The organism is Paracoccus litorisediminis (genome assembly GCF_009711205.1).
GTDB classification, from domain to species: Bacteria; Pseudomonadota; Alphaproteobacteria; order Rhodobacterales; family Rhodobacteraceae; genus Paracoccus; species Paracoccus litorisediminis.
Genome location: NZ_WMIG01000005.1, coordinates 207558 through 231908, shown reverse-complemented (window position 1 = coordinate 231908; position 24351 = coordinate 207558). Strand labels below are relative to the sequence as shown.

Genomic DNA, 24351 nt, shown 5'->3' with positions numbered 1-24351 from the left:
CTTTGATCCCGCCAGCAACAGACAGGCGACCGCCTTGACCAGCCGCCGAAAACATTTAGCTAGAACAGGGAGTTCGGCGTGACGGCCGAATCAGGAGGAGGAAGAAGCAACCCAAGCTAACCGCAATGGCCGCGACCGGCGGCATTAGTGTGATCCTCGTCTCGAGGCTCAAGGCCAAGTTGATCAGACGTTGCATTGAGACAACCAGATCACATGGTGTGAATTCGGGACCCAAGCGGATCCAAAACCAGAAAATTCCGAGAGCTCCTTTAATGGATCGGTTTGGGCGTTACCGTACTCACGCCCCAGCATGTCTCGCACTTGTCACGCGTCAGTCCAAAGGCTGAGGGTGGTCATGATGCTAGATGACATCGCTCGTCCGATCTTCAACGCGACGCTTCATGCTCTCGGAAAAGCTGTGCGCTTTTTGCGCGCACCTTGTCGTGCCCAGGCGCGTACACCTGGCAGCGTCCGAGGATAGGCGATTTCTGATGCTCTGAGCTCTCGAAGCTCAGTTGAATGTGATGCTTTCACGGATGGCCGCCCGGGCCGTCCGCTTCATCCCACATGAGAATAGCAATGCAAAATAAGCTGATGCGCCTGCCGCGTATCGGGGCGAAGCCCGGCTACCTGAACAAATGGACCCCATCGTCCGGCACAATGCACCTGACGAAGCCGCCGAGCGAGGGCGGATCCAATTCGGCGCGCTTTAAGCACCGAAATGGTTCTGCTCATTCTTATCATTTCGTGATGGGGAAGTGCTGATGGCCCGTCGCACCAATCTTCGTATGGGCAAGGCAAAGACATACGTGAACTTGGCCGCCCTGAACTGGGCCACTGCAATCGAGGGACTTCCCACTGGCCCGAAGACATTGCTCTGCCTCCTGGCTCGCTACTCTGACAAATTTGGGGTGAGCTGGCATAAACAGGAAGCTATGGCCCGGGAGCTGGGTTGCACGGCGCGCAGCCTGCGCAATCACCTGAAGGTACTTGTGCAGCTCGGTCTGGTGCGTCGCATTGGCCAGAGCTGGGACGGTCGCCAGGCACCGAACATCTATCATTTTTTTGCCTGGCCCGGCCGCGCACTGATCCCGCAGGACGGCCATCCACTTCGAGGTAGATCGGTCAGCGAGACGGCTGAAACGAGACAACGACATGGCTGGCAGCGGCCCGATTTTCCTCCGGCAGAGGAAGAATCTGCCGAGCATAATAATGAATCAAGTTTTGAATCTATTACCGTGAGGAAAGGGGTTGTTGAGCCGTGTCTGGACGCCCTCGGCGTTTGGGCAACGGAAGGGAATCGCGATAGGCTGAGAAAGGACTTCCAAACTCTCATCGACCTGCTGTCGATTGGCTACGATCTTGCGGATCATATCCTGCCGGCATTGCGCAAGATGGCGGCATCCGATCCCGCAATCCCCTTGATCCGATCTTGGCAGTTCTTCGTTGACGCTATCGAGCAACAGGCGCGGGCCGGTGCGGCTGAGGATCCTAGCGCTGTAGAGAAGATCGAAAGCCGAGCCGGCGACACGGGTTCTGGCCAGTCGGAAGAGGAGGCCGAGTTTCTCAAGCTACTGGAAAGTTCGAGCGGGAATGCTGTGATGAGGGGCTGGCCATGATCCCCATGCCCGTTGTATTGTTCCTCATCGCCTTTTCTCGGGCCATCGCCGCGACTTTCGGCGATCGGGGCGCGCCCCTTGGGTCCTTCCGGCGTATCTTTGTATGCGGTGGGCATAGTCTCACTAAAACTCCAGTTACATGCGCACTTTCCGGGCTCGCACCCCGGGTGCGCACCCCTGTTTCCGCCGGTGGCGTTCGGGATACTGAACACGTGCCGCTAGGCTTGCTTGCTGCGGGGCAGGAAGGAGGCGGCCATCACGGCCGCCTCTATCAGCTTCCTTTGAAAATCTCTCGTGACCCGACCCTGATGATTTGCGGGGCGGTGGCATGACACGTGGTGCAAACGCCTATCCCGTTGCCCGGATGTCGCCGAAGGAACGCCGTCTCGAGCTCTGCTGCCTGCTCGGCGCGGGGCTGATCCGTCTGCATGCCCGCCAGTGCGGCGATACGGAGACAGTTCCCGGGGCATGCGACTTTCCGACTACACATCCGCTTCAAACAGAGCGGTAGTGGTTGGGGTAAATGGAGATATTTCAATGATTTGCAATGATCGTGTCCTGACGCGCCTGGCCGCGCTGAAGACCGCGCCGATGGCCGTATTGAAGGCTCAGTGGCTGGAGCTGTTCGACAGCGCCCCGCCGCCCTTCAATCGTCGCCATCTCGAGGCGCGGTTGGCCTATCGTCTCCAGGAGTTGAGCCATGGTGGCCTGGCGCCCGCGACGCTGCGTCGGCTCGAGGTCCTTGGCGAGACCTTCGAGCGCAGCGGCAATGGCGAGGTGAGCGCCCGTGCCGGGCTGAAGCCGATCACCGGCACGCGCCTGGTGCGCGAATGGCGGGGCATTGAGCATGCCGTGACCGTGACCGCTGAGGGTTTCGAATGGCAGGGTCGCCCGTATCGCTCGCTCTCGGCCATCGCCCGCGCCATCACCGGCACCCGCTGGAACGGTCTGGTCTTTTTCGGGCTGAAAAACCATCGCGCGAGGTTGGCATGAACAAACCCGTTCCGCGCAAACTGCGCTGCGCCGTCTACACCCGCAAGTCGTCCGAGGAAGGCTTGGAGCAGGAATTCAACTCGCTTGATGCCCAGCGTGAGGCCTGCGAGGCCTTTATCGCCAGCCAGCGTTCCGAGGGCTGGGTGGCGCTGCGCGAGCGTTACGACGATGGCGGGATTTCGGGCGGCACGCTCGAGCGCCCGGCGTTGACCCGGCTTCTCGCCGATGTCGAGGATGGGCTGGTCGATGTTGTCGTGGCCTACAAACTCGACAGGCTGTCGCGCTCGTTGATGGATTTCTCGAAGCTGGTCGAGATTTTCGATCGCTGCGGCGTGACCTTTATCAGCGTCACGCAGTCCTTCAACACGACGACGTCGATGGGCCGATTGACACTTAACATATTACTTTCATTTGCGCAATTTGAACGCGAAGTTACCGCCGAGAGAATTCGCGATAAGGTTGCGGCCAGTCGCAAGCGCGGCATTTGGATGGGCGGCTCGGTACCATTTGGCTATCGCGTCGAAAATCGAAAACTCGTGATCGACGATAATCAGGCGGTCGAGATACGCTGGATATTCGAGCGTTTTGCCGAATTGGGTTCGGCGACCGAATTGGCACGTGAAGCCGTGCAGCGAGGACTCCGCACCTCGCGCGGACATGCGATGGATAAAAAATTTATCTATCGCGTTTTGAGTAATCGCGTTTTTATCGGTGAGGCCGTACACAGGGGGCAGGTCTATCCCGGCGAGCATGCCGCGATCATCAGCCGGGAGGCGTGGGACCGGGTCCACGCCATCCTGCAGGTAAGCCCCCGCAAACGGGCGGCGCGGACGCGGGCCCAGACACCGGCTCTGTTGAAAGGTTTGCTCTTCGGCCCGGACGGCGCGGCCTTCTCGCCCAGCCATACCCGCAAGGGGTCGCGGTTATATAACTATTATGTAAGCCAAAGCGTGTTGAAGCATGGGGCAGGGGCCTGCCCGGTCGGCCGGGTCCCGGCGGGTGAGATCGAGGCAGCGGTCGTCGGGCGGCTACGCATGGTGTTCCGTCAGCCCGAGATCGTGGCAGGGACCTTCAAGGCCCTGCGCGATCAGGACGCGGGCATCACCGAGGCCGAGGTCGTCGACGCACTGCAACGTTTTGATCAGCTTTGGGTTGAGCTTTTTCCGACCGAACAGGCCCGGATCATCGCATTGCTCGTCGAGCGGGTCGATATCGGCACCGAGGGCCTGAAGGTTCACCTCCGTGTCGATGGCCTGCCCGGTCTTGCCCGTGAGATGCAGGCCGGCGGGATGGAGCAGGCAGCATGAGACGCGACATGTCCGTTTCCGAGACCCTCGTGCTGCAGGTCCCGTTCCGGCTGGTCAAGCGCGGCGGCAGGAAGGAAATGCATCTGCCGCCCGACGCGCATCTGCGCCGCGACGCCGACGATGCGCTGGTCCGGGCGCTGGCTCGGGCCTTCCGCTGGAAACGGCTGCTGGACCGGGGCGAGTTTGCCACCGTCTCTGATCTTGCAGGTCACGAGAAGATCGCTCTCAGCTATGTCGCCCGCATCCTGCGGCTGACGCAGCTTGCACCCGATATCGTGGAGGCGATCCTCGATGGACGGCACGGCCCGGAGCTCAGCCTCGCTCGCCTCCAAGAGGGGTTCCCGGATGAGTGGGGCGCTCAGCGCGCCTTGCTCGGCTTTGCGACGATGACGGTGCACTGAAGCTGACCATCCGATTGGCTGGGGTCACGACCTGTCCCCGCCACCAATCATTCAAAAAAATCCGATGAGGGACAAACTGATGCCGGATGAGTTAAAAGCCCCGCGCGGCGCGGATCCGCAAGATCAGGTCGCGGAGGCTGTGGCGAAAGCCACCCGCGATCGGGCCGAGGCCGAGCGCGCCCGCCGCATTGCCGATGAGGCGCGAGAGGCCGCAGAGAAAGCCGAGAAGGCCGCGATCGCCGCCGAGGTCGAGGCCCGGGCTGCACGAGAGCGCGCGGGCAAGGCACCGCCGCCGCGCCCCGAGCGGCGTACCGACCAGATCTCGATCCGCACCCGGCCCAGCACGCGCGTGAAGATCGAAAGCCTTGCCAAGGCTGAGGGCATTTCCCTGGCCGAATTGGTCGAGCGGGCAATCAAGGCTTACGCACCCTCCTTTGACGGTGAGGAAGACCAGTAGACGCGTATGTGTCGCCCTTGCTTATCCGCGCGACGTGCCAGGGTACCCCAGACGCCGCGGCTTGAAAGAACCCTCCCGGCGCGAATAGATTGCCGGGAGGGTTATGTTTTGTAAAACATGGAAATTGGGCGGGCCACGGCTTCTTGATAGCCCTCCCGGCTCTGCGGTCGTTCATCCCTTGGCGCTCAGTTGGAAAATTTCGCCGTCAGCGCAGCGGTAATGCAATCCCGCACCCGTTGGACCCTGCGCAGGGCTAGCGCCTGCTCATGCACCAGAAGCCAGAGATCAGGCGCAAACGACGGCAGATCTGTCAGTCCCGGCACGAACCCTGCGGGACCGGCGATGAAATCGGGCAGCACGGCCCAGCCTGCGTTCCCCCTGACCGCCTCGACCTGCGCTGCAAATGAGGTCAGGCGCAATGAGGGTCTTACTCCCGGGCAGTGGCTCGCCAGCCAGCGGGCCATGGTCAGGAAGCCCAAATCCTCTGTCCAGCCGATCATCCGGTGCCCGAGCAACTCATCAGGACTTTGCGGCGTGCCGTGCTTCCGGACGTACTCGGGTGATGCGTAAGGACCGAAGAGGATCGTGCCGACTTTGCGGATGCGATAATTGCCCTGGCTTGGCCGCACCAGGCGGATGACGATATCGGCCTCCTCCGCGGCAAGGCGCACAGGCTGAAAAGCGCCGCGCAACTCGATCCGGATACCGGGACAGGTCGCCATAAAGCCGATCAGGGCAGGTAGCAGGATCTCTTGTCCCAGCAGCTCCGGGGCCTCGATGCGCACAGCGCCGGCCAAGTCATCGCCCGTCTCGCGGGCGTTGCGTTCGAAAACCTGCATCTGCACGCCGGCTCGCTCAGCCTCGGGCACAAGGCCCTGTCCCGCTTCGGTCAGATCATAACCATCCCGATGCGGTCGAAATAGCTGCACCTGCAGTGCCTGTTCCAGCGCCTCGATCCGGCGCGAGACTGTAGACGGACTGACGCCCAGCGTCAGGGCCGCAGCGGAAAGCGATTTCCCCTGTGCGAGCGCCAGAAAGAACTTCAGATCATTCCAATCCATGATGCCTTGCATTTGCGCAAAGCCTATCTCCGAAAACAAGGATCGACTGCGGTGCTGGATGGCGCAATCTGAGGAAAAGCAGAGGAAGCCGCGCCATGACCCAGACCACCACCGCAATCCGATTTTCCGAATTTGGCGGGCCCGAGGTTTTATCCTATGTGGAAATGCCTCTCGCCGCGCCGGGCAAGGACGAGATCCAGATCCGTCAGATCGCCATCGGCTTCAATTACATCGATGTCTATCATCGTAAGGGCGTGTTCGGTCCGAAGCTGCCTCTGCCCGCCACGCCTGGGGTAGAGGGCGTGGGTGAGGTGACGGCCATCGGCGCCGAGATCATGGGCTTTGCCATCGGTGACCGTGTTGCCTATGTCGGCGGCCCTCCGGGCGGCTATGCGCGCCATCGCAACCTGCCCGCCGCCCGGGCGCTGCATGTGCCGGGCGATCTGGATAGCACCATTATTGCGGCAAGCCTGTTCAAGGGGCTGACCGCAGAATACCTGACCCATCGCTGCGTCAGCTTGCAGCCCGGCGATACGGTCCTGTTGCATGCCGCGGCTGGTGGTGTCGGCACATATGCCAGCCAATGGCTGAAGGCACTTGGCGTCACCGTCATCGGAACAGCAAGCACCGAAGAAAAGGCGCAACGTGCCCGTGCCCGGGGCTGCGCCGATGTCATCCTTTATAGCCGCAATGATTTCAGGGACGAGGTCAAGCGCCTGACCGGTGGCAAGGGTGTGAGGGTCGTCTATGACTCGGTCGGGGCCGATACCTTCGAACGTTCGCTCGACTGCCTGCAACCGCGCGGAACCCTCGTCAGCTTCGGGGAAAGTTCGGGGCCGATTGATCCTTTGCAGATCGGCACTCTTGGCGCGAAGGGATCGCTCTACCTCACGCGCCCGTCAATCGCGCATTACACCGCAGATCGCGGTGAGTTCGAAACGGCGGCGGAGCGGTTGTTCGGAGCTATCCGGGATGGTGTTCTGCTTGTCGACGAACCGCGGACGTATCCGCTTGCGGATGCCGCGCGGGCACATTCGGATGTGGAAAGCCGTAGGACAATGGGTGCGGTTGTGTTGTTACCCTAAGTAACGGATCATCCGCTTCGGGCTCAAAACATCGGCCCCGACCTTCCCGGTGATCTATCGATGATCGCATAAGCTGTTCGATGTGGGACGGCCCATTGCCGCAAATCGAGCCCGCTCTATGCTGCGTGGCTGCATCGCCCTAGAGACCAGTCCGGCAGGGCGCAAAAAAGCCGCTGCAGCAGGTTGGGGAGACCCATGGCGGAATGTCGCACCCAAATTCCGGTGCGACGTCGAGATTGGTAAGCGCCGCTCAAAATGCACGGCGAGACCCTGAACGTCATTGGCCCCGCGCCCGACGCAGCGACCATTGATCCATGTCACGCGTCTGTGCTTTGGATCCATGGCAGCTCTATCGGTGTAACCCATGACAGCATCCGCTTCCGCCCAGATCCACACGGCCCCCAAGCGCCCCCACATTCCGGCAACCGTTTGGATGCTCGGCATCGTCAGCCTGCTGATGGATGTTTCCTCCGAGATGATCAACGCCCTTTTGCCGCTGTATCTTGCGGGCGGATTGGGGGCCTCCGCCCTCGCGATCGGCTTCATCGAGGGTCTTTCGGTCGCGATTGCGACAGCGACGAAGTTCCTGTCTGGGATCCTGTCTGACCTCAGCGGGCGGGCAAAACCACTTGCGGTGCTAGGCTATGGTCTGGGAGCGCTGTCACGGCTGGTCTTTCCTTGGGCGGTGAGCTTGGACCAGATCGTGCTGGCCAAAGCGATGGATCGGGTCGGAAAGGGCATCCGGAGCGCACCCCGGGATGCCATCGTGGCCGCTGTAAGCCCGCCCGAGATCCGAGGGGCGAGTTTCGGTCTGCGCAAGTCGCTCGATACTGTCGGTGGGTTCATCGGTCCATTGGTCGCGGTCGCCGCGATGATCCTTCTGGCCGGCGATATCCAGACGGTGTTCTGGATTGCCGCGATCCCTGCCGGCCTCTGCATGATCGTGCTGGTCTTCTTTGTGCGAGAACCTGCTGGTGAATGCTCGATGAAACGCCATGGCTTCCGCCTTGCCGATGCGTTCAGACTCAATCGCGCGATATGGGTGGTGATTGGGGTGGCCTCTCCTATCATGCTCGCGCGTTTCAGCGAGGCATTTGTCTTGCTGAAGGCGCTGGAGGCGGGGTTCACCCCGGCATGGGTTCCGCTGTCTCTGGTCATCATGCACGCCGCCTATGGTCTGACGGCCTTTCCCGTCGGCAAGCTGTCGGACCGGGTGGGCACCTCTGGTTTGCTGCTCTGGAGCCTCGGCTTCCTGATTGCCGCTCATCTCACGCTCGCCTTTGCCGCGACGCCATGGGTTTATGTCCTCGGCACGGTGCTCTGGGGGCTTCACATGGGGTTCTCGCAAGGGCTGCTTGGCGCGATGATCGCCGCCGTGACGCCCGAGCATCTGAGGGGCAGTGCCTTCGGCACCTTCAATCTGGTGACCGGCGTGGTCGTGCTGGCGGGGAACACCCTTGCCGGATGGCTCTGGCACAGCGTGGGGTCCGCGACGCCGTTTCTCACCGGTGCAGGCCTGTCGCTTGTTGCCATGCTATTCATCGCATCAGGACAGTACCGCGCCAAGCAAGGCTGATCGGCTGCAATGGGGTCGGAAATGATGGTGCGGTCCTCTCGGTGATGCGTCGCCGATCTTACGAGTCTATGATCTGGGACGGCCCTTTGCCGCCGTTCGAGCTTCGATAATGCCGCATCGCCGCATGCGTCGAGGCGGTCCATCAGTCATACCGCAGCGAAATCCTCGACTCGCCGGCCGCAGCACGGACGAAGGGGTCGGTCGCTGTCATTCTTCGCCGAACCCCTGATCTCGCATGCGGTTCAGGGCCTCGAGCGCATGGCGTGACTGCAAGTCGGACGGAAGCCGACGTGGCATGGATGCGCACACATCAAGTATCTGCTGATCCTTCGGTGTCAGGCGCTTCCGGTCGCGTCCCCAGGTGAGGGCCTGTTTCCAGAAGTCAGCCCCGAGCATGACAACCTCCGACTGGGCGTTGATGCCATCGGTCATCGCCTTCTTCGCCTTTTCGTCGCGTTTTGTTGTGCGAGCGCTTTCAGCAAGAGTCAGGCAGGTTTCGAAGTCCTCATCGTAGCTCAGCGTGCGCCCCTTAATGCCGTTCCAGCACGCCTGCTGTTTCGCCCATTCCGACATGTTGCGAATGCCGGTCGGAGGATGGGTAATGACGTCGTGGGCTTCAGCAGCAGCAAGAAGAAGTGCGCGCTGGAGTGCATCCGGGACAGACTGACGCCGCCAGATCGTATCCAAATCCAGCACCTGTTTTTCACCATTGGCATCGTGAAAAACCTTCGCCATGGCGTAGGTGACGATGTTGGCCCGATAGCCACCCTCGTACCAAGGCTGCTTCGGAACCTCCGTCTCGATCCAGCGAAACACAATTGCCTTGGAAATGAGGCGTTTGTACCAGAGCTCATCGTACTTCGCGTCGCTCTTCGACCAGGCATCGCCGATGTCTTTTGCGAATTCGGCGAAGTTCTTCTGAGCGCCCCGCGACACGAGGTGCGGCTGACCAGCGGCAGAGAATTCGAATTTCGCAAGATCGGTTTTGCTGAAGAGTTGGGTTTTCGGAAATTCGAAGTCGAAGCTCGCCTGGTCCTTGCCCTTAATCTTCGGCCTTGCGTTGATGAACTGTCCGCGCGAGCGCTCATAATACCACTTGCTGTCATGGCGTTCGCCCTCACGTGCCGTGAAGATGATATTACGTGAAAACTGTTCGATCCGGATGTGGAAAGGATGGTTAGAGAAAAAGTCGGCCGCGTTCACCTTGTTCTGGGTGTTGGCGTACTCCGAAATCTTCGGCACGATGTCCTCAGATCGGTCAGGTGGCACTACCGTCAGTTTCATCTGTACGAAGACCTGTGGCAGCTGTTCCTTTGCCGATTTCAGCGCCGCATGGATTGATCCCGTGGTCTGCGCCCCATTGACGATCTGAAGATTGCTGATCGACGAAATCGCAAGCCCGTCATCGTTTCGCACGCAGGTGACGGCGTCGGCGGTTGCTGAAAGTCCGTTATTGTAAGGGAAGAAAAGGTCCGGTTCGTCCTTGATCGTCTTCTGGATGCCCTTGTTGGTCTTTGCTCTGGCCTGAAGGAATGACCGGACATTGCCCTCGAGCAGTTTTTCACCCCAGCGATCATATACAGCGGCCAACTGGGGGCCCGGAATGATCATCAGATAGCTTTCCAGCGCCGCGCCCGTCTGTGAACCCTTGAGGGCTGGAACTGGGCCTCCGAAATCCTGCACAAGATCGATCTCGAGGTCCTCATTCCCTTTGACTTCGAAACGCGCGAACCTGGCGAGATCCCAGACTGACCAGGTGACTGGCACGTCGTCGAGTTCCTGGAGTTTCACGGCGTCATCACGACTGTTGTACCTCCGGTTCGAAACGAGGATCAGTCTGACCTTGGTGACGTGCGGCCAAGTCGTGATGATCAGGTCGGAGACTTGGAAGGCAGGGTTCGCCTCGTTGAGCGAGTCGCGAAACTCTTCGGTTCTGGCCTTCTTCAGGAAGCGGATCAAAGGGTTGAGAATTGTGGGGACGTCTTTCTTCTCGAAAGCCTGTACTTCTTCGCTGTCGACGAAATCACAGACGATCAAGCCCAGAACGCCTTCGCTGTCGCGCGGATCGCCCGCGTAACCGTCGATCCGTAGCCTTTGCCCGCCCTCACCATTCTGGAAATAGGCACGGTCGGCCACTTCCAGTTCGCCCGCCCCTGTCAGCCGCTCCGTCATCCTGTCGAAAAACGCCTCAACCATGATCACGCCGCTGGCGTCCGCCTCGCGGCGGATGTCGGCCATCAGGTTCTGGTGATACTCGTCAAGTTCGCTCACGGCTGGACCTCTTCGATCAACTGTGCCTGTACGTCACCCCAGTCTGTCCGGAATGGCGTGCAGGCAGACAATGCAAGGGAATAGGAGACCGAAGACAAACCGAGGGGCACCGGAGCGGCGATCCGAGGGAAGCCCTCGGTGACGGCATGAAAATCAGGGGCCGAGACGATCCATCGCCATGCCGAATAATCGTGCAGCACGTCGTAACCCACATCTGCCAGATGCATATCCCAGTCCATGATGGCCGACGGCTCTGTCCGCTCGAGATGCTCGGTCACTTCGGACACATATTCTGTCAGCATCATGCCGTGGGGTGGCTGCACCTGGTCGACGGCAAGGACCGCCAGCCAAAGGCGGCGATCGGGCACATCGGCAAGCTGGTGTTCGTTCGTGATCTTCACGAAAGGCTGCGACGCCCCGCGTCGGGCCTTGACCTCGATGCAGTCGGTCTTGAGTTCGAAATCCTTCGGCGCCCCGGATGGCCCGGTCCACGCGGCAAGGGCCGGCTTCGCGCCGATGGTCGCGATGAGCAGCTTCAGAACCTCGATCTCGCCGACCAGGCCTTTTTGGGCCTCTTCCGACAGTACTTCCAGCTTCCCGCCGCGCAGCAGGTAATGCCACCGGAAGGTCCGCCCGATGGCACGTTCCAATGCCTCGGCCTCAGTTTCGGCTAGCTCGCCGGCCCCCATCACGTCGCGGCAAAGGGTCTCGAACAGTTCGAGCTGCGCGTTGTCCTTCAACCGGATGTAGAGGATCGGCCCACCCGGCAACGTCTGGAATCGGATCTCCAGATTACGGAGTTTGGGCAGGTCGGGCGTCGGTTTCGGCAGATCCCCCAGTTGAAGCACGAGGGCAACGTCGGCGCGCGGCATTACCGCCCAGAACCAGTTCCACCGCGCAGATGCAGAAACTCGCCGCGTGTCGACTTTCCCAGCCTCCAGACCGGACCATGGCGTGTCATTCGGCATCACCAAGCGCCTCCTCTTCGATCTCCTCTTCGCCGAACATTTCACGCATGCGGATCGTGTTGACGATGTATTCGACGGTGCCGCCGCCGATCTGACTTGACGGGAATGATAGTCCCCATGCGAGAACGCCGTGGAGGGCGTCTCCGGTTGATCTAGTTGCTTCGAGCTTCGGTTTGACGAGACGCAGGATCAGCAGCGGACGCCTCCCGGAAACCTGCCTGTAGATCCTCGGATTGACGGTCTTGGGCAGCTTCTGGTCATCCCGCGACAAACGAAATGTTTCTCGCGCATCAGCGATCTGCTTGTCAGTTAGCCCTTCACTCTCGTCCTCGGACGAGCCGATCCTGCGACTGGCACCGCTAAATGCCAGGATGCCGCTCTTGGCTAGGTCTGTATCTACAGACAGTTCGTACGGCACGACATCCAGTCCTGCAAATGTTAGTGATTTCATGTCGCGGCGGGTGGAACTGGCGACAAAGATGTCCCACTTCTCAAGTTCACTTCCTGCACGCGCATCAATGTAGTCGTTGATCAATTTCGGGTCCGTCAGGGGATTGACGGGCCGTGCACCCGGCTCGGTGCGATACTCCCGTAGGAAGTCCATTATCAAATCCACTCCAACGCCCTGAAACAGGTTTCCCCTTGAACGTTCCACCGCGCAAACGCCGGATTTGACGGCGGCTGCCAGCAGACTCTCGCCGGCGCGGATGTTGGCCCTGAGCTGCGGGCCATCCAGCACGATCCTGGTCGTCTCGATCAGGTTCTCGGCGAGTCCAACCTTGACCGGCAGTTCTTTCCCGGTCCCCATCTTGTTTCGGGCGGTCACGATCAGCGATTCCGGATGGCTGCGAACGGCCAATCCGAACTGTTCTGGCGTTGCCTTTGCCAGTTCCATCCGCTTGAGCTGGGTCTGAAGATCGTCCATCGCCTCATGGATATGTGCATACCAGCCCACACCGTCGGCGGGGATCCACACCCGACACAGATCCTCATAACCCGGCCGATATCCGAACCAGCGCCCCATCTGCATGAGCGTGTCGTACATGATGGAATTCCGGAGGAAATAGCTGACGGTCAGCCCTTCCAGCGTCAGCCCGCGTGAAAGGGAGAAACCGCCGATGGCGATGACCGTAACGCCATGCTCGCCACCCTGATCATAATCGAGTGCCTGTGACCGCTTGGACGCGTTGACCTCAACCACGCGGGCGGCGACCAGAACTTCGTGCAGCCGGGCCTGAATTGCGGACCAATCGGCACCTTCGGCATTGGCGTATTGCTCCTCCCAGACCGCATGCAGTGCTGCAATTTCGGGATTATGCAACGCGGCGCGCCCCTTGCCACCCTCCACGGCAACGGCATCGCGGATGCGGCCCACGACATCGGCGATCCTGGATCGGAGCCGCCCCTGAACATCTGTGAAGCGTGACGCGTTGACCAGCATGGACGCATGCGCCGCCTGCTGACCCCGCGCATTGCGGATCGCACGAGCGACGATGAATGCACGCACCGCCTTGAGGAGACTCCCGGGCAGCACATCGACCGGATGGTCGATCTTGTGCTTCATCGGCAGGACATCTTCGTTGTCGTCGATCAGCCTGACATGCTGATCGCGAGCGTCGAGAAAAACCTTCTGCGCTCCAAAGTAGTTCGATGGCGCGTCCAGCCCGATGATGAAATGGCGGGGGAAAAGATCCTGCTTCAACGCCTCGTCATCCGTGTCCGGGTCGATGAAGATATTGGCGAAGGGCGTAGCCGTATAACCGACATAGCAACTGCGGTGGAAGAGCGAGAGCAGTTCGCGGATCTGGCCGTTGATGCGTGTGACCTCGTCGCGGGCATAGGCGGTGTTGATCGAGGCATTGTCGGCCTCATCGTCGATCAGCAGCATCGGCTGGCTGACCATCTGGGTGCCCTGATGGACGGAATGCTCCTTCAGCCATTCCAGCAGGTTCTTCAGCGTGCTGGAGTTTTTCTTGATCACTAGGACGACAGGGACATTGTATTGCCCGATCTGGCTGGTGTTCGTGGTGGCCGTTGCCTTGTTGAAATCGCGCAGGGTATTGGTCAGTGAAACCGGAAACTCGCGCTGGTCGAACTGACCCACGCCAATGATCTTCTGGCGCTGTGCCTTGTTGGCATGGGCCAGCCGTCCGGTGTCACGACCGATGAACCCCTCGTCGATCCGAGCCTGGGTCTGGTTCCGCAGGTTGTTGTGGATGCCTGCGATGACAACGATCAGGCGATAGCCCGCGTCGGCAGCCTTGCAGATCAACCCCGTGTAATTCTGCGTCTTGCCGCTCTGGACGTGACCGACAACCATACCGCGACGGCTCCAACGGCTCAGGTCCCGAGGATTTCCTATACGATCCAATACTTTATCGGTGACGGTATCCGTAGCTTCGATAACTGATTTCGGCAGGCCCTTCTTGAAGAGCAGTTGTCTGTAACGCCCCCAATAGAAGTCGCCCACGTCGCCGTTGATCTTGGCATCGTTCAGCCAAGGTACGAAATCCTTGGCATCCACAATCGCGCCAAGGCCCATGCTGATGCCGTGCTTTTCCTCAAGGAGGCGCGCAACCTGCTCAGCCTCATCTGCACTGACTTTTCCGCTAAATGTTTGATTTTTCAGCTGCTCGGCTATCGCTGCTCGGATCTTTTCAGCTGTCAGTGGTTTGGGCAGCAACCCGATGTCAATTTGCACGATACCTTCTAGCGCGCGGAGAAGTGGGTTCATTCTTTTTCCTTCGTCTCGATCGTCGCCGCGATGATGCGTTGGGTGTCCTCCCAGGCCGACCGGAACGGATCGACATCCTTCATCAGCGACATGATTTCCTTGATGTCCTTGCGGGCGCCCATGAGCACTGACAGCGTCGCCTGCACTGCCTGAGCCAGGGTGTCCTCGTCCACGCGGTCGGGCACGATTTGTTCGGCCGTCCCAGCCATGTCGGCATGAAGGGATTCGATGGGCAGCGATGCCCCGACGAGTGCGATGCAGTTGAAGAAACCGCGCCGCAGGTCCGGAGGCAGGCTTTCGGCAAAATCGGCAAAGGCTGGATGCTCGACATTTGGGCGATATCGGATCTGCCCGTCGGCCTGAATCCGATGCCACAACGGCAGGCGCTCGTGATCGACAAGCTTCTGGCCGCGCTTGCTGTAGGTACGCTTGGACCCGGCAAGGATACGTTCGATCACCTTCTTCAGGCGGTCACGAACCACGGGTGGCAACTGTGCCGAGGATTTCTTGACGTCAATCTTCCAGTCGGCGTCCATGCTGTTCGGGATGTCGATCCTGACCCGGGACAGCTTCGTAATCTCGGACTGACGGCACAGGCCGAACCAGGTGCCGTGCAGGATCAGGCGTTTGCCCCGATAGAGATAGAAACCCTGAGATTTCAGGTGACCTTCTGGTCCGCCGATATCGTCCCATTCCGTTTTGCCCACCTGCTTGTGATGCGGAAGGGTGAAGCTCTGGATTTCCACATCGCCCCTGATCAGGGTCAGTGTCTCTCTAGGATCTGTGATGGTGGCGGGGTTCTTGCGGGCAAAGGGATCGAGCGGTCGCAGCAGTCGTTCGTTCAAGAGGATGCGCAGCGGCTTGGAAACTTCCATGAACCGATGGAACACGAGGCGCAGGTGCCGTTCGGTTTCTGCAATCCTCTGGTTGATGACTTCCGCGCGCTTTGCCGCATTGTGGGAATAGCCGCCGGTCAGACGATCCAGCTTTTGCCAGAGGACCAGCGTGCCCTTTGGACCGAGCTGTTCGACAGCCGGAATTCCGGTGACACCGTCGGGCAACTGTACAGCCCATTCGTTCCGTTGGGCCACGTCATCAAGATCCCAGATCGCTGCGCTGGTCTGACCTGATTTTCTCGAGACAACCGTCAACCGTCGGCATTGCGAAAAGCTGGCGCTCTTGAGGCCCAAACCGAAACGCCCGAGGTCCGGTTCATCTCGTGTGTCCAGCGGATTCCGACTCCCGGGCCGCATCGCGGCAACGAGTTCGTCTTCGGTCATGCCGTCGCCATCGTCGATGATCGCGATATACGGTTCTTCAGAATAGGCTTCGGTGTTGATCTTGATGCGATGCGCGCCCGCGGTAATCGAATTGTCGATGACGTCGGAAATGGCAGTTTCCAGGGAATAACCGATATCCCGCAGGCCCTCGATCAGGGCCGCAGCGTGTGGAGTAGCATCCGCCCGTCTTGAAACAGAAATTTCCTGCATGCAAAACCTTGTAGAACGAATACGATCCACTCTGGCGCTAACGGATCGACGTTACAAGGCGCGCAATGGGGTCAGGATGACACTCAAGCGCCCTGGGTGTCAGCTTTTGTCAGAGACGCTTGAACCAGCGCTGCGATCTGGCGAGCCAGGTAAGGCGGGACGGCATTCCCGACCTGTACGTACTGCTGGGTCCGGTTGCCGAGGAACAGATAGTCGTCGGGGAAGGTCTGCAACCGGGCGGCCTCGCGCACGGTCAGGCTCCGGCATTGCAGCGGATCGGGATGGATGAAGTAGTGTCCGTCCTTGGAGATGTGGCTGGTAACCGTTGTCGAAGCTTCCTTTGCCAACTGAACCCTGAATCGGTCGTTGAACACACCGCTGTGCCAGTTCTTGTGGTCAGGGCTGAGGGCCAGCGGGAAGTCCGCTGCCTTTGGGCTGTAGCCGCGTTCTGCACCAAACGCTGCCGCGAAGAGGTATCGGCCAAGATCCGATGTCATGTGCCCCCTGGTTTCGTGCTGGGCGAGGGCACGAAGCTCCGGTCTTTCCAGCCAGCGCATCAGCGGGTTATCGGACGTCCCATAGCCTGCGGGCAGGAGTGAGGCCGCGCGCTGTGTCGGTCCACCTTCCTTCAGATGCTTTGCCACGGAAAGGAACGCAGTTCGGAGCGTGTCGTCCCCATTGTGCTTGTGAATGTCTGCGAGCAGTTTGGCGGCACCAGCAACCTCCTGCTTCCAGATGGGCGCGCTGTCTGCGCCGCGACTGATGCCGCTGCGCAGGGCTGGCATCGTGCCGATGATCTCGCCGACCGTTCGGGTAGCGCCCGAAATCGTGATGTTGGCCCCGGTCGCGCGTCGTGCCAGATCAGAACGAATGCCGACGATGATCACACGATGACGACGCTGCGGGACGCCGAACGCCTCAGCGCGCACGACGAAGTCGGAAGGCTTTACGGCTTCCTGCAGTGAGGCCTGGCCGTCCGCGATTCGGATCGCTCGAAGTTCATACTGATGGCCTTGCGCAGTCCCGAGGGACGCAAGGTCTTCCATGAGCATTTCGAAGACCAGCCGGCTTTCGACTGTTGACGACAGCATGCCCTTCACGTTCTCCATCACGAAAGCTGCGGGGCGCAATCGGTCAAGCACACCGATGTATTCGCGAAAGAGGTAGTGCCGTAGATCGTCTTCGGGAACATAGCCCACCTTGCCTCTGGCCCGGGCGCGCCCGACCAGGGAGTAGGCCTGACAGGGAGGGCCACCGATCAAGATGGTGTCGTCAAAGGTCTGTTTGAGCCCTGCGATGGCCTCGTCGATCGCTGCCGCCGCTGGCTCTGTGCCCAGCTCGAGGCAGCGCGCCTCGGCTGTGGCGCGCTCCCATGCCACGGCATCGATCGTTGCCCAATCCGGCTCTTCGTGGAGGCCAGCGTGGAAATCGACATAGGCCTCCGGAGAGGCGCCGTGCTGTGCGTGGTAGGCCCGCAGGAAAGCGCGCAAGGTCAGTGTCTTGTGTGCGGAGGCTTCCTTTTCGACAGAAATGCCGATGTGGAAAGGGGAATGGCCATCGATGTCGAACGACGCAAAGCCCTCCCCCAATCCGCCAGGACCGGCAAACAGATCGACGATGCCGAAAGTGGCTGGCAAATCAGGTACCTCTCGAGTTCAGATCGGAGGCTGTATACTAGGTCCTCGAGCCAAGGCCAGGATGCAAATGGCAGATATTGTCGATAGTCAGACCAGATCCCGCATGATGGCCGGAATTCGCGGGAAGGACACGAAGCCCGAGCTGGTCCTTCGGCGATCCCTGCATGCGTTGGGCTTCCGATACAGGTTGCACGTCAAGGGCGTACCCGGAAAGCCGGATATCGTTATGCCGAAGTACAATGCGGTCATCTTCGTCCACGGCTGCTTCTGGCATCGGCATCGGGGCTGCAGATACACGACAACCCCATCGACACGTCGAGACTTCTGGACTGCCAAGTTCGACACGAATGTCGCCCGGGACATCGTCGTTCGATCAGCGCTGTCGCAGGCTGGGTGGCGTGTTGCAACGGTCTGGGAATGCGCGCTGCAAACCGAGGCGGGTGCGAAGGTGGCAAGAGACATCGTGGCGGCTTGGCTCCATGACAGTTGTCCCGAGATTGAAGTCGGTGGAGCCGATGTCAGGACGTCGGGGAGCTAGAGGAGCGTCGGGGGATTTTCAGGACAGTCCTGAAATCGGCCCCACCTTGACATGAGTTGGGCAACGCTGCGGGAGCTGCCGTACATTGATACGGTCATCCAGTCTGACGTCAGCTCGCGACACCCCATGTCTACCATGCGGATCGCTCTGCGCTGCCCGTGAACGACCGCTAGGCTAAAATGTCTGCATTGGTCTCGCCACATCCCTGTCCATCGGTTTCCCGCCTGTCATGGCCAGCCTAGGTCCACTTCACCGCGCGCTGCTTGAGTGACCGGTCCCCCTGTTTTGTTGCGACTGTCATGCTGCCGTGCTGTCGGACCGCTTTCCGCCCAAAATATCGATGCCGGGCCAGCTCAGACATCCACCTGCGGAGTGAGAACTCTGCGGATTTGCTGCCCATCCCGTCCGGGAGGCGATCCGAACAGGCGACGATACTCTCTGCTGAACTGTGACGGGCTCTCATAGCCGATGGCATAGCCGATCCGTGCGACATCGGCATTGTCGGAGAGCAGCAGACGGCGTGCCTCCTGCAATCGAAGCTGCTTCTGGTACTGCACCGGCGTCATCGCCGTTACTGCTTTGAAGTGGCGGTGGAAGGTGGCAGGGCTCATGCCTGCGACATCGGCAAGCTGCCGTACATTCAACTGATCCGCAAAGCTTGTGCGGATGCAGGCGAGGGCTCGGCCGATCCGCGCCATGTGGCTGCCTGCAAGGCCGATCTGGCGCAGCGCCGGCCCCATCGGGCCATTCAGCAGAAGCCAGGTGATTTCCCGCCGGATCAACGGCGCGAGGATCGTGATGTCGCGCGGTCGCTCGCACAGGGCCAACAACCGGCAGAGAGGATCGGCAAGCTCAGGCCCAAAGGCATGTACCGCCAGTGCCGCACCAGCGGGGGCGTCGACAGTCCCATCCAGTTCCAGTTCCAGCAACAGATCAGAGATCGTCGCGGGGTCCAGGGCGAGACTGAAGGCCAGATAGGGTTGGTCGGGCGTAGCGCGCGTGATCTCCGCCCGGATAGGCACCTCCATCGAGGCGATCAGGCATTTCCCTGTGTCATAGCTATAGGCGCGATCGCCAAGCATGCTGGTCTTGGCACCCTGCACCACGACGCAGAGCGACGGGCGGTAAACGGCATGGATCGGCCCGGTCGGCACCGTGACCGAGGTCAAAAACAGCCCATCGATCGGGGTTTCCCGGCCATGCGCCTGCCATAGGCGGGCCAACAGCTCTTTGAGCGGGGCGAGATGATCGTTTTCCATGCCTCGCAATCTAGGATCTGTGCGCGGAGTTCACAGCCCAAAATCGGTGCGAATGAGAGGATCGTGCAATGATTTGCGAGGATCGGCGTGGCGAGCCAGCGCGTGGCAGCTCTATCTTCACCTCAACCCGGCGGCATTCCGCCCTGGCGCTCACCCGGCATAAAGGAACATTCCATGCGTTACCGCACTCTCGGCCCGAGTGGCCTCCTCGTCTCCGAACTTTGCCTCGGTACGATGACCTTCGGCGGTTCGGAAGGCATGTGGAGCCAGATCGGCCGGTTGCGTCAGGAAGAGGCCGACACGCTGGTCAAGACGGCCGTCGACGCCGGCATCAACTTCATCGACACCGCCAATGTCTATGCGGGAGGCGAGAGCGAGCGGATCCTCGGTCACGCCATCCGCAACCTCGGCATCCCACGCGACGACGTAGTGATCGCGACCAAGGTTCTTGGGCCGATGGGCGAGGGCCCGAACGCTCGCGGTGCCTCGCGCGCCCATGTTTTGGCGCAGGCCAAGGCCAGCTTGCAGCGACTGCAAATGGATCACATCGACCTTTACCAGATTCACGGCTTCGATCCGTTGACCCCAATCACCGAGACGCTGGAAGCGCTCGATACGCTCGTGCGGCAGGGATACGTGCGCTACATCGGCCTGTCGAACTGGGCGGCCTGGCAGATCGTCAAGGCGGTCGGTATCACTGACGCAAGAAAGCTCGCGCCGATCCTTTCCCTGCAGGCCTATTACACCTTGGTTGGCCGCGATCTTGAACGCGAGATCGTGCCGATGCTGCAAGCCGAAGGTATCGGTCTGATGGTCTGGAGCCCCCTGGCGGGTGGCTTCCTCTCGGGCAAGTATAGCGATGGCAACACCGCGGAAGACAGCCGCCGGGTGAGTTTCAACTTCCCGCCGGTGGATCTGACGCGCGGCGATACCGCCATTGCCGTGATGCGCGAGATCGCATCGGCCAAAGGTTGCACCGTGGCGCAGGTGGCGCTCGCCTGGCTTCTGCATCAGCCGGTGGTGACCAGCGTGATCGTCGGCGCCAAGCGGATCGATCAGCTGCAGGACAACATCCGCTCGACAGAGGTGGCCTTGTCGACCGAGGAACTGCTGGCGCTCGACACGGTGACGAAGCTGCCCGCCGAATATCCGGGCTGGATGCTGGAACGTCAGTCGCAATATCGCGCGCCGTTCGCCTCATAGAGGGGCAGACATCCCTGCGTCGCCCTGCCCAAATTTATGGGCGGGGCGATAATGCCAGTGCTAAGCACCGACCTTGGCTTTGCTGCGCGCAGGGGTGGTGATGCCTCGGGAAGCTGGTGCGCGTATTGGGGGGCTGGCGCAGGGTGGCATTGCTACGGTGGGGCAGCTGCAAGTGTAGCGGCTCGTCATCGGTCTGACGGTTGCAGCGACGCTGCTGCACCAGCTTATCCGCCCGCAGATGCTGCTGGTGACCCTTGCCGTGATCGGCTGCGTACTCGGTGTGCGGCGCTTCGCGCGTTAGCGTTCGTCAATAACTTTCGCGATCCCGCCATCCACGACCGACAACGAGCTCCCGGAATGCCCAACTCCGGGTTGGCGGCCTTCTGGCCATCGGATGGGGCAATTGCCACTATCGCCGAATAGCGACGCGGTCGCGGCTCATCGGGTTCGACCCTCACCGGACAGCGAATGTTCGATTTCGGTACCTTTGCACTGACCGCGCCTGAAATCGGACCGGGTAAATGCCGCAAGATTTTTAATAATAATAACAATTAAATAACGTCGCTTCACCGAAATCAGCACAGTCAACAGCTTCGGAGAAAATGGCGCCTAGAGAACGATTTTGGGGTTCGTGACGGCAAAGCAGGTGTAGCGCCGCACGCGCATAACCCTCGAAAACAACGATAAAATATCGCCGTCTCTAGCCGTGGAGAATTGTTTTTCTAAGCCAAGTGGCGGAGCGATTGGCGCTGAGATCGAACATTCTCCACCCCCGATCGGCAGGAATACTTTACCAGCGAATAACGCCATCGCCATGGCTTTCCGATAGTCAGCTGGCTCGCCGATCACGTGCACAACCTTCCCCATCTTGATCCGCATTTTCACGTCCCTCACCGATAAACCTCAGCGTGCCATGCTAAAGGGAGATCTCTTTTGCGCCTGAGCCGACCCTTCTTAGCCAAATGGCATGAAACCGGGAGGTGACAACTACCGCACCAGGAAGGCGGGCGATACTCACCTTCCCAAGCGACGCATTTGACTGCGGATCCATTCGAGGCGTGAAAAACGTCTGTGGAATATGCTGAAGTGCTCCTTCGGATAGTTGCTTGTTTTCTATCTTAACTGGATGATCGGTGATTAAGGCACTCGCGCGTGAGCGCTTGCCCGGCACGAAGCGCAAGCGCTGCGATAGTCAGAGCCGGGTTCACGGCGGCCGAGGTTGGCAGCACCGACGCATCTGTGATCCACAAGTTGGACACGTCGTGACTAAGGCAATCGGGGTTAACGACCGAGGTGGTGGAATCGACGCCAAGCCGCGCCGTGCCGCATTGATGCGAGGTGGTGCGATTGCCGAAGATGCGCACCAGCGTCACCGGGAAGCCCGCTCGCCGCATCACTTGCCGCGTGCGCCGGATCAGCATGTGATGCGCGTCCATGTTGGATCGCTGCCAGTCGACGACGATATCCTCGCCCCGGACGAGGACGCGGCTGTCGGGATTGGGCAGGTCTTCGCTGGTCAGGAACCAGCCAAAGGCGCGGTCGGCGATGATCCGTGCGAGCGGTCGCGGCAGACCCGGGATCTGGGCCTTCAGGATATTGCCTGTGATGCGGCCCAGCAGTTGGACATTGCCGAGCGGGGCGTGGGTCTCGGGGTCATCATTATAGAAATCGTTGAAGCACAGCGTCTTCTGGTAGACGGAGTCATTCCGGATCAGCGGGTTCAGCGTGATCATCGCACTGGTGTTGTGATTCATGAAGTTTCGCCCCAACTGGTCTGAGCGGTTGCCCAGACCTGTCGGATGCGCGGAGTTGGCTGATCGCAGCAGCAGCGCGGCAGATTGAACGGCACCTGCTGCGACCGCGAAATGGCGAGCGGTCAGCCGCTCCTCGCGCCCGTTCCGCCTGATTATGGCGGCGGTGACACGGCTGCCGGCTTCGTCGGTTTCAAGGCGGACCACCTGCGCTCCGGTCATCAGGGAGACGTTCGGATATTTTAACGCCTCGGCTAGTGGACCGACCTCCGCATCAATCTTTCCCGTGCCGCCGGTGTTCGGAAAAGCGTCCCAGCCCGTCCTGCCCCGAGCAAGCCACGCGTCAATGTCGATGGCAAGGGGCAGGCTGGCGGGATGGACACCGGCACGCTTGAGCCTCTCGCGCACCAACCGCAGGGCGGGTTCGTCAGGCACTGCGGGGAAGGGGTAAGAACCTGATCGCGGAGGCTCGGTTGGGTCCTCTTCCGCTGTCCCTCGGACGCGGAACAGCGCCTCGGCCTTGGCATACCAGGGCTCCATATCGGCATATGACAAGTCCCAGCCGGGCGAGGTGCCGCGAAGATGTCGCCTTGGTTGGAAATCCTCGGCGCGGTAGCGATACATGACCGCGCCGTAGAATTTCGAGTTGCCCCCGACATAGTAGTAGTTCCCGGGCAGGAACTTCTGCCCGTCGGAACCCGTCCATTCCTCGGAGGAGCGGTAGACTCCCTTCTCGAAAATCGCGACATCGTCGCGTGCATCCGGGCTGTCCGGCAGGTATTCTCCCCTTTCGAGGATAAGCACCCGCACCCCCGAGGGCGCGATGGCTGAGGCCAACGTGCTGCCGCCAATGCCTGAGCCGATGATGATGACGTCGCTGTCAGTGGTCATTCTGGGATGCCTCAATCGATGCGCAGTTCGGTCTTGGGGTCGAACAGGACCACCTTGGCGGTCTCGACCGCAAGCTTTGCCGTCTGCCCTGCACGGACAGCGAGGGGCGCCAGTCGGGCGATGACATCGGTGCCGCCGAGTGTAAAGTTGGCAAGCGTATCGGGGCCTGTCGGCTCGACCACTTCGATCATAGCCTCGACGCAATCCGGGCCGCCTGCCGAGACCGAGAAGCCCTCGGGCCGGATGCCGACCAGGACTGGCTGGCCCGCATAGCGCTGGCGGGCGTCATCGCTGACCACCACGCCCGAGATGCGCGACTCGCCCCCGTTCGGCTGGTCCATCACCAGCGCCGGCCCGCTTGGTCCATCCTCGAGCCTGCCGGGGATGATGTTCATTGCGGGCGAGCCGACAAAGCGCGCCACATAGACATTGGCCGGGCGGTCATAGACGGCCTGCGGTTCGTCCAGATGCTGGACGATCCCGTCCTTCATCACTGCGACGCGGGTGGCCAGCGTCATCGCCTCGATCTGGTCATGGGTGACATAGACGATGGTCGTGCCCAACCGCTGGTGCAGGCGCTTGATTTCGGTCCGCATGTCGACCCGTAGCTTGGCGTCGAGGTTCGACAGCGGCTCGTCAAACAGAAACAGCTTGGGGTGGCGAACCAATGCGCGGCCCATTGCGACCCGCTGGCGCTGGCCCCCCGAAAGTTGCGAAGGCTTGCGGTCCAAGAGATGCGACATCTGTAGCAGTTCGGCCGCGTCGCGGGTCGCCCGCTCGCGCTCGGCGGTGGGGACGCCCCGGATCTTCATGCCGAATTCGATATTCTGGCGCACGGTCATTGTGGGGTAAAGCGCGTAGGACTGGAACACCATCGCGATGTCGCGGTCCTTGGGCGACAGGTCGTTGACGGTGTCGCCATCGATGCGGATCTCACCCCCGGTGATGGTTTCGAGGCCCGCGATCATGTTGAGTAACGTGGATTTCCCGCAGCCCGAGGGGCCGAGCAGGACAAGGAAGTCTCCGCTGCCGATCGAGATGCTGACCTCTTTCAGCACCTCCATCGTGCCATAGGCCTTGCGGACGCGATCGATTTCAAGAGTAGCCATC

Annotated in this window: 20 protein-coding genes; 10 read left to right on the top strand and 10 right to left on the bottom strand. The window is 60.6% G+C overall.

Annotated features, from left to right (window positions below; all coding sequences use genetic code 11):
• Positions 1-579 precede the first annotated feature (579 nt).
• The 6 genes from GL300_RS12550 to GL300_RS12525 all read left to right on the top strand — a co-directional run bounded on the left by GL300_RS12550 (position 580) and on the right by GL300_RS12525 (position 4777).
• Positions 580-765: a hypothetical protein gene (locus GL300_RS12550; RefSeq protein WP_155039976.1), complete on the top strand. Its 186-nt coding sequence runs from the start codon at positions 580-582 to the stop codon at positions 763-765.
• Positions 765-1619, top strand: a complete 855-nt coding sequence (locus tag GL300_RS12545; RefSeq protein ID WP_155039975.1) for a helix-turn-helix domain-containing protein — start codon at positions 765-767, stop codon at positions 1617-1619. The genes GL300_RS12550 and GL300_RS12545 overlap by 1 nt, the downstream gene beginning before the upstream one ends.
• Before the next feature lie 537 nt (positions 1620-2156).
• Positions 2157-2612 (top strand): DUF2924 domain-containing protein, encoded by a 456-nt coding sequence (locus GL300_RS12540; protein ID WP_155039974.1) that lies wholly within the window; start codon positions 2157-2159, stop codon positions 2610-2612.
• Positions 2609-3919 carry a recombinase family protein gene (locus GL300_RS12535; protein WP_155039973.1) on the top strand — a complete coding sequence of 437 codons (1311 nt, stop codon included), beginning with the start codon at positions 2609-2611 and terminating at the stop codon, positions 3917-3919. Before GL300_RS12540 ends, GL300_RS12535 begins: the two co-directional genes overlap by 4 nt.
• 8 nt (positions 3920-3927) lie before the next feature.
• On the top strand, positions 3928-4320 hold the full coding sequence (locus tag GL300_RS12530; RefSeq protein ID WP_246195163.1) for a hypothetical protein: 393 nt from the start codon (positions 3928-3930) through the stop codon (positions 4318-4320).
• Positions 4321-4399: 79 nt separating this feature from the next.
• Positions 4400-4777 (top strand): hypothetical protein, encoded by a 378-nt coding sequence (locus GL300_RS12525; protein ID WP_155039971.1) that lies wholly within the window; start codon positions 4400-4402, stop codon positions 4775-4777.
• A 185-nt stretch (positions 4778-4962) separates the two neighbouring features.
• Here the strand turns inward: GL300_RS12525 and GL300_RS12520 are convergent, their stop codons facing one another.
• A complete protein-coding gene (locus GL300_RS12520) occupies positions 4963-5838 on the bottom strand; it encodes a LysR family transcriptional regulator (RefSeq protein ID WP_155039970.1) in 876 nt (291 codons plus the stop codon).
• A 95-nt stretch (positions 5839-5933) separates the two neighbouring features.
• Here GL300_RS12520 and GL300_RS12515 point away from each other — a divergent pair, with 95 nt between their 5' ends.
• Complete coding sequence (locus GL300_RS12515) at positions 5934-6923, top strand: quinone oxidoreductase family protein (protein WP_155039969.1); 990 nt, start codon at positions 5934-5936, stop codon at positions 6921-6923.
• 364 nt (positions 6924-7287) lie between these two features.
• Positions 7288-8499, top strand: coding sequence for an MFS transporter (locus tag GL300_RS12510; protein WP_155039968.1), 1212 nt, complete (start codon positions 7288-7290; stop codon positions 8497-8499).
• Positions 8500-8706: 207 nt separating this feature from the next.
• On the opposite strand, the gene GL300_RS12505 is transcribed toward GL300_RS12510, so the two are convergent.
• The 5 genes from GL300_RS12505 to GL300_RS12485 form a co-directional block, all read right to left on the bottom strand.
• Positions 8707-10770: an AIPR family protein gene (locus tag GL300_RS12505; protein WP_343043023.1), complete on the bottom strand. Its 2064-nt coding sequence runs from the start codon at positions 10768-10770 to the stop codon at positions 8707-8709.
• The gene (locus GL300_RS12500) at positions 10767-11738 is read right to left on the bottom strand and encodes a PD-(D/E)XK motif protein (RefSeq protein ID WP_211595050.1); all 972 of its coding nucleotides are present in this window, start codon (positions 11736-11738) and stop codon (positions 10767-10769) included. The genes GL300_RS12505 and GL300_RS12500 overlap by 4 nt, the downstream gene beginning before the upstream one ends.
• A complete protein-coding gene (locus GL300_RS12495) occupies positions 11728-14472 on the bottom strand; it encodes a Z1 domain-containing protein (protein WP_155039966.1) in 2745 nt (914 codons plus the stop codon). The genes GL300_RS12500 and GL300_RS12495 overlap by 11 nt, the downstream gene beginning before the upstream one ends.
• Positions 14469-15962 (bottom strand): ATP-binding protein, encoded by a 1494-nt coding sequence (locus tag GL300_RS12490; protein WP_155039965.1) that lies wholly within the window; start codon positions 15960-15962, stop codon positions 14469-14471. The genes GL300_RS12495 and GL300_RS12490 overlap by 4 nt, the downstream gene beginning before the upstream one ends.
• An 83-nt stretch (positions 15963-16045) precedes the next feature.
• Positions 16046-17599 (bottom strand): DNA cytosine methyltransferase, encoded by a 1554-nt coding sequence (locus GL300_RS12485; RefSeq protein WP_155039964.1) that lies wholly within the window; start codon positions 17597-17599, stop codon positions 16046-16048.
• 67 nt (positions 17600-17666) lie between these two features.
• Here GL300_RS12485 and GL300_RS12480 point away from each other — a divergent pair, with 67 nt between their 5' ends.
• Complete coding sequence (locus GL300_RS12480; RefSeq protein WP_155039963.1) at positions 17667-18137, top strand: very short patch repair endonuclease; 471 nt, start codon at positions 17667-17669, stop codon at positions 18135-18137.
• Between the two features lie 353 nt (positions 18138-18490).
• On the opposite strand, the gene GL300_RS12475 is transcribed toward GL300_RS12480, so the two are convergent.
• Entirely contained in the window at positions 18491-19396 is a 906-nt protein-coding gene (locus tag GL300_RS12475) for an AraC family transcriptional regulator (protein ID WP_155039962.1), read from the bottom strand.
• Positions 19397-19570: 174 nt separating this feature from the next.
• Between GL300_RS12475 and GL300_RS12470 the strand changes: the two genes are divergently transcribed.
• Positions 19571-20599 carry an aldo/keto reductase gene (locus GL300_RS12470; protein WP_155039961.1) on the top strand — a complete coding sequence of 343 codons (1029 nt, stop codon included), beginning with the start codon at positions 19571-19573 and terminating at the stop codon, positions 20597-20599.
• A 609-nt stretch (positions 20600-21208) separates the two neighbouring features.
• On the opposite strand, the gene GL300_RS12465 is transcribed toward GL300_RS12470, so the two are convergent.
• The 3 genes from GL300_RS12465 to GL300_RS12455 form a co-directional block, all read right to left on the bottom strand.
• Entirely contained in the window at positions 21209-21478 is a 270-nt protein-coding gene (locus GL300_RS12465) for a hypothetical protein (RefSeq protein ID WP_155039960.1), read from the bottom strand.
• Between the two features lie 239 nt (positions 21479-21717).
• Positions 21718-23241, bottom strand: coding sequence for a GMC oxidoreductase (locus GL300_RS12460; protein WP_155039959.1), 1524 nt, complete (start codon positions 23239-23241; stop codon positions 21718-21720).
• A gap of 11 nt (positions 23242-23252) precedes the next feature.
• Positions 23253-24350 carry an ABC transporter ATP-binding protein gene (locus GL300_RS12455; RefSeq protein WP_155039958.1) on the bottom strand — a complete coding sequence of 366 codons (1098 nt, stop codon included), beginning with the start codon at positions 24348-24350 and terminating at the stop codon, positions 23253-23255.
• Between the last annotated feature and the right edge of the window lies 1 nt (position 24351).

Coding starts and splice junctions, on each gene's coding strand:
- GL300_RS12535 (WP_155039973.1), top strand. CDS start 2,609: ATGAACAAACCCGTTCCGCGCAAACTGCGCTGCGCCGTCTACACCCGC.
- GL300_RS12550 (WP_155039976.1), top strand. CDS start 580: ATGCAAAATAAGCTGATGCGCCTGCCGCGTATCGGGGCGAAGCCCGGC.
- GL300_RS12465 (WP_155039960.1), bottom strand. CDS start 21,478: ATGCGGATCAAGATGGGGAAGGTTGTGCACGTGATCGGCGAGCCAGCT.
- GL300_RS12460 (WP_155039959.1), bottom strand. CDS start 23,241: ATGACCACTGACAGCGACGTCATCATCATCGGCTCAGGCATTGGCGGC.
- GL300_RS12515 (WP_155039969.1), top strand. CDS start 5,934: ATGACCCAGACCACCACCGCAATCCGATTTTCCGAATTTGGCGGGCCC.
- GL300_RS12520 (WP_155039970.1), bottom strand. CDS start 5,838: ATGGATTGGAATGATCTGAAGTTCTTTCTGGCGCTCGCACAGGGGAAA.
- GL300_RS12490 (WP_155039965.1), bottom strand. CDS start 15,962: ATGCAGGAAATTTCTGTTTCAAGACGGGCGGATGCTACTCCACACGCT.
- GL300_RS12540 (WP_155039974.1), top strand. CDS start 2,157: ATGATTTGCAATGATCGTGTCCTGACGCGCCTGGCCGCGCTGAAGACC.
- GL300_RS12495 (WP_155039966.1), bottom strand. CDS start 14,472: ATGAACCCACTTCTCCGCGCGCTAGAAGGTATCGTGCAAATTGACATC.
- GL300_RS12525 (WP_155039971.1), top strand. CDS start 4,400: ATGCCGGATGAGTTAAAAGCCCCGCGCGGCGCGGATCCGCAAGATCAG.
- GL300_RS12470 (WP_155039961.1), top strand. CDS start 19,571: ATGCGTTACCGCACTCTCGGCCCGAGTGGCCTCCTCGTCTCCGAACTT.
- GL300_RS12500 (WP_211595050.1), bottom strand. CDS start 11,738: ATGCCGAATGACACGCCATGGTCCGGTCTGGAGGCTGGGAAAGTCGAC.
- GL300_RS12455 (WP_155039958.1), bottom strand. CDS start 24,350: ATGGCTACTCTTGAAATCGATCGCGTCCGCAAGGCCTATGGCACGATG.
- GL300_RS12480 (WP_155039963.1), top strand. CDS start 17,667: ATGGCAGATATTGTCGATAGTCAGACCAGATCCCGCATGATGGCCGGA.
- GL300_RS12475 (WP_155039962.1), bottom strand. CDS start 19,396: ATGGAAAACGATCATCTCGCCCCGCTCAAAGAGCTGTTGGCCCGCCTA.
- GL300_RS12530 (WP_246195163.1), top strand. CDS start 3,928: ATGTCCGTTTCCGAGACCCTCGTGCTGCAGGTCCCGTTCCGGCTGGTC.
- GL300_RS12510 (WP_155039968.1), top strand. CDS start 7,288: ATGACAGCATCCGCTTCCGCCCAGATCCACACGGCCCCCAAGCGCCCC.
- GL300_RS12545 (WP_155039975.1), top strand. CDS start 765: ATGGCCCGTCGCACCAATCTTCGTATGGGCAAGGCAAAGACATACGTG.